The organism is Nonomuraea sp. NPDC003804, assembly GCF_040610675.1.
GTDB lineage: Bacteria > Actinomycetota > Actinomycetes > Streptosporangiales > Streptosporangiaceae > Nonomuraea.
The window spans coordinates 1-4,083 of the sequence record NZ_JBEXMT010000074.1 but is presented as its reverse complement, the minus strand read 5'-3'; the positions used below and the strand labels follow the sequence as shown (position 1 = coordinate 4,083).

Sequence of the window (4,083 nt, the reverse complement as noted above, 5' to 3'; positions counted from 1 at the left end):
CCCAGCTTGGAACATCGCTCATCGCGTGCACCTCGGGGGACGTGTGGGGGGATGGCTTGTCTCCCCTAGTCTCCCTCACTCGCACTGTTGGTGGGGGGACTGACGGGGATGAGATGGAGGGCGACGCCAAAACATGGCGGGACCCGCAGGCGCTGACACGCCGTACGGGTCCCTGAACCGCACACTGGAGGTGCGATCTATGGCACAGCGTACGGCCATTCCGGCACGAGCCAATACCAGTCCCGGCAAACCTCCCGCCGCCCGGTCGGCCTACCTTCTGCAACGGGACCTGGGGGACTTCGGCATCCTCTCGGACGTGCACGTCGGCACCGGGGTCGCGCTGCTGTCTGTGTGGGTGGACCTGGTGGTCTGGGTCGAGTGCGGCTCGGAGGGGTGGCGCTTTCGCTGGTGGAGCGGCCGTGTCTCGTCTCGTAACCGGTACGTCTGGGCCTTCTGCCCGGCCGACGCACACCACACGGCGGCACGACGCATCGCCCATCGATACCAGCAACTCCTGACAGGTCACCGGCTCTCGGAAACTATCGCCGATCTCGCCGCGACCGCCGAGACGCCCGGAAGCGGGGTGGCGCGGTGACCGGGGAGATCCCGTTCGTGCCCGGCTGTCAGGCGGCTCCTGCTGCTCCGTCGCGGGAGGTCACCGAGGAGGACCGGATGATGGCACGCCGCGTCGCGGCTGATGCGCGGCAGAGGTTGCGGCTGGTGCTGGAGCGGCTGCGCGCCGATCGGCTGGGTGCCCAGTCGTGATCACGCGGGCGAGATTACGCGCGCTGCTCGATCGGTGGAGGCTGGCGTTTGATGGGCCGCCTCCGCTGGTGGTGGGGTTCGTCATGAACGAGTTGGTTCAGCATGCGGCGCGGGTGGTCGGCTCGACCCCGGTACGGCGGGTCTGGCGGGGGGCTGCTCTATGCGGCCGGTCGGTGCTGGTCCTCCGGGCTCCCGAGATCGGGTGGCAGAGCTGGCGGCCGAACGGGCTCGCGTGCGGCGAGTGCTTGTTCCGGTCGGCGTGGGTGACATCAGCGGAGGTACCGGTGGCGGGGCCGGACGACTCCTCATAGGAGCTGGGTGGGGTGGTGCGGGTGGCTGGCTCCTGGCGCGGGAGCGGACGCCGCATCACCTCGCCCTCAAACGGGTGCGGCAGCGTGGTTGATCTTCCGATCCTCCAGGGTGGGCCGGAAATTGCCGATCCCACGCTGCCGTGCTCCCCTCTTCTCTACTTACAAGTACGCCGTTCTCTCTTCCTGTCCATGGCCACATGATTCTCCGTTCACAACAGAAGGGCTCATCAATGAACAAGGCGACCACTCTTCTCCGTCAGCCCTGGGGCTTGGGGCGTGCCACCGAACGCCTTCCCGAAGCGGCACTTCCCTACACAACAACCAGCCTCGACCCGGCGAGTCAGCTCACGGTCTTCTACGACGGCCGGGGCGGAATCGTCGATATGGGGAAGGGTTCGACCAACAGGGCGTACGCGACGATTACCAAGTCCCGGACCGGGGACGGCTCCCAGAACGCCCCGAACGTGGCCGACGACTCCAATAACGACGTCGAAAGGGACTGATTCGTGCGGTCCACCAAGGACGCCATAGTGGTGATCACTTCACCCGAGGACGTCACCGCCAATCTGGTGATCGCCTCCCTCAACGAACGCGGGGCCTGCGTCGCTCGCGTAGACCCGGCCGACGTCGGGTCTGGCCTGACGTTCGACGCCCGCCTGGGAGGCGAGCGTGCAAGCTGGTCCGGACGCCTGCGCACAACAAGCCGGGACATCGCGCTGGAAGAGGTGCGGGCGGTCTACTACCGTCGCCCGTCGCCTTGGCGATTCGAGGCACTGGAGGCGCAAGCACGCGAATTCGCCATCACCGAAGCCCGACACGGCTTGCACGGCCTGATCGCCAACCTGCCGAACTGCCGCTACGTCAACCACCCCGCCAATATCAGCAGAAGCGATTACAAACCAGCGCAATTGCAGCTCGCGGCACAGCTCGGGTTCGCCATTCCCGAGACGCTGATAGCCAATGACCTGGAGGCGGCCAAAGAGTTCGCGAAAGAACACGACCCGATCGTGTACAAGTCGTTTCGCGGCATCCCGCACAAAATAGACGGCAAGGTCGCGACCATCTGGACACAAAGGGTGGACTCCGCCGACCTCGACGAGTCCATCGCTGTTACGGCCCACATGTTTCAGGCAGAGGTCCCCAAACACAGCGATGCCAGGGTGACCGTCGTCGGCTCTCACGTCTTCGCCAGCCAGATCACCAGCCCAGAGGGCATGCTTGACTGGCGGAGCGGCGACTGGGACACGCTCGCGCATACTCCCATCCGGGTACCCTCGTCGGTCGTAGCGCGCCTGCACGCTTACCTCGACAGCTTCGGCCTGGCCTTCGGCTGCTTCGACTTCGCCCTAGAAGAAACCGAAGGAGGCGTTGAGCCGTATCGGTGGGTCTTCATCGAGTGCAACCCGAACGGCCAATGGGGCTGGCTTCCCGATGCCGAGGCGATAGCCGACGCCTTCGCTCACACCCTCCTGGAGGGATACACCGTATGAACCTGGCAGCCGAACTGCGTCACCAGCTGGCCGACAAGGTCGGCTCGGTGGCCTGGCACCCGGCCGTGGAGGCGGTTCCTCGCGAACTCTTCCTCGGCCAAGCGGTCTACCGGCTTGAACCAGAGCGCGGGTGGGTCCCGGTACGCAAAGACGAGATGACCCCTGAACAGTGGCTCACCCTGGCCTACACCGACGAGACGTGGGTCACCCAGATCGACGGGGTGATGGCGGAGGACGCCACCGGGCCGGTCGTCATCCTGCGGCCCACCTCATCGTCTACCTTCCCCGGACTGGTTGTGCGGATGCTCGAAGCCGCCGGGATCGGGGAGGACGAGAGGGTTCTAGAGATCGGGACGGGCACCGGATACTCGACCGCGCTGATGTGTCACCGGCTGGGCCAAGAGGCGGTGACCTCCATCGAATACGATCCGGTGATCGCGGCGAGAGCCAAGGACGCCATCACGGCGGCCGGGTATGCGCCAACGCTCATCCAAGGGGATGGGCTTCTCGGCTACTACGCCAATGCCCCCTACGATCGGCTGATCGCAACGTGCTCAGTTCGCACGATCCCACCGGTATGGGTGAAACAGGTCCGCTCGGGCGGAACAATTACAGCGCCCATGATGGGGTGGACGGGCGGGGCGGCCTTCGCGCATCTGCACGTGGAGGACGGCGGCTGCGCGAGCGGTCACTTCCTGCCCGACGACGTCTACTTCATGACCGCCCGTCCTCACCTGCCGCCATCACGCCCGACTCTGGAACTGGGCCTGGGAAGCGTCGGTGACAGCACGCTCGACCCGGCCGTACTCAAGAACGACACCGCGTTGTTCGTGGCTCAGCTCGCCGTGCCCCATGCACAACACGGGTGGGCGGAAGACATCCTGACGCTGCACGACGTCAGCACCGGATCTCAGGCCGACGTCCGGCCGTCCCCGACCGGTGGATGGGTGGTCCACCAACATGGACCGGTACGCCTGTGGGACGAGGTAGCCAAAGCCATCACGATCTGGCAGGAGGCAGGTCGGCCACATCAGTCCGGCTTCGGCCTCACCGTGACCCAGAACGAACAACGGGTCTGGCTCGGTGCCCCTGATGGGCCAAGCTGGAGGTTGCCCGCATAGCCAATGCAGGCAACCCGGCCCCCTCTTCGACAATTCGAGGAGGGGGCCTTACACGTCCAAGACCCACGGACTTGGGCTCGGGATCGTCTCTTCCGGGCACGGCCCCACGGCGCTTCGGACCCGTAGCGGTGTGGAGCGTGGGGGCCGGCGACATGACCGCAGGTCACCCGGAGGGCGAACGAAGTGAGTGTGGCCGGCGCGCACGCGGCGGAGAGATGATCATGAACGGTTCCGCGGCTCCTCCTAGTTGATCTTGCCGGGTCTCGGAGGTCATGCGGTGCCTGGCGGTTGCGGGCGGCCTGGCCGCTCCCGGCCGGGACCGGCCCCCAGGCCGCATGCCCGGCCGGGGAGGGCGGCCGGTTGGGCCGCCCGCGCGGGCCGCCCTTGGGCGGTCCG

At 66.5% G+C, this 4,083-nt stretch carries 5 protein-coding genes; all 5 read left to right on the top strand.

Going from position 1 to position 4,083, the window contains the following annotated elements:
* Nucleotides 1-199: 199 nt before the first annotated feature.
* The 5 genes from ABZX22_RS44750 (at nt 200) to tgmC (ending at nt 3,687) form a co-directional block, all read left to right on the top strand.
* On the top strand, nt 200-595 hold the full coding sequence (locus ABZX22_RS44750; protein WP_354923357.1) for a hypothetical protein: 396 nt from the start codon (nt 200-202) through the stop codon (nt 593-595).
* Entirely contained in the window at nt 592-765 is a 174-nt protein-coding gene (locus ABZX22_RS44745; protein WP_354923354.1) for a hypothetical protein, read from the top strand. The genes ABZX22_RS44750 and ABZX22_RS44745 overlap by 4 nt, the downstream gene beginning before the upstream one ends.
* Before the next feature lie 541 nt (nt 766-1,306).
* Nucleotides 1,307-1,579, top strand: coding sequence for a putative ATP-grasp-modified RiPP (gene tgmA, locus ABZX22_RS44740; protein ID WP_354923351.1), 273 nt, complete (start codon nt 1,307-1,309; stop codon nt 1,577-1,579).
* Between the two features lie 3 nt (nt 1,580-1,582).
* Nucleotides 1,583-2,566 carry an ATP-grasp ribosomal peptide maturase gene (tgmB, locus tag ABZX22_RS44735; protein WP_354923348.1) on the top strand — a complete coding sequence of 328 codons (984 nt, stop codon included), beginning with the start codon at nt 1,583-1,585 and terminating at the stop codon, nt 2,564-2,566.
* Nucleotides 2,563-3,687: an ATP-grasp peptide maturase system methyltransferase gene (tgmC, locus tag ABZX22_RS44730; protein ID WP_354923345.1), complete on the top strand. Its 1,125-nt coding sequence runs from the start codon at nt 2,563-2,565 to the stop codon at nt 3,685-3,687. The genes tgmB and tgmC overlap by 4 nt, the downstream gene beginning before the upstream one ends.
* The last annotated feature ends 396 nt before the right edge of the window (nt 3,688-4,083 follow it).

Coding starts and splice junctions, on each gene's coding strand:
- ABZX22_RS44750 (WP_354923357.1), top strand. CDS start 200: ATGGCACAGCGTACGGCCATTCCGGCACGAGCCAATACCAGTCCCGGC.
- tgmA (WP_354923351.1), top strand. CDS start 1,307: ATGAACAAGGCGACCACTCTTCTCCGTCAGCCCTGGGGCTTGGGGCGT.
- tgmC (WP_354923345.1), top strand. CDS start 2,563: ATGAACCTGGCAGCCGAACTGCGTCACCAGCTGGCCGACAAGGTCGGC.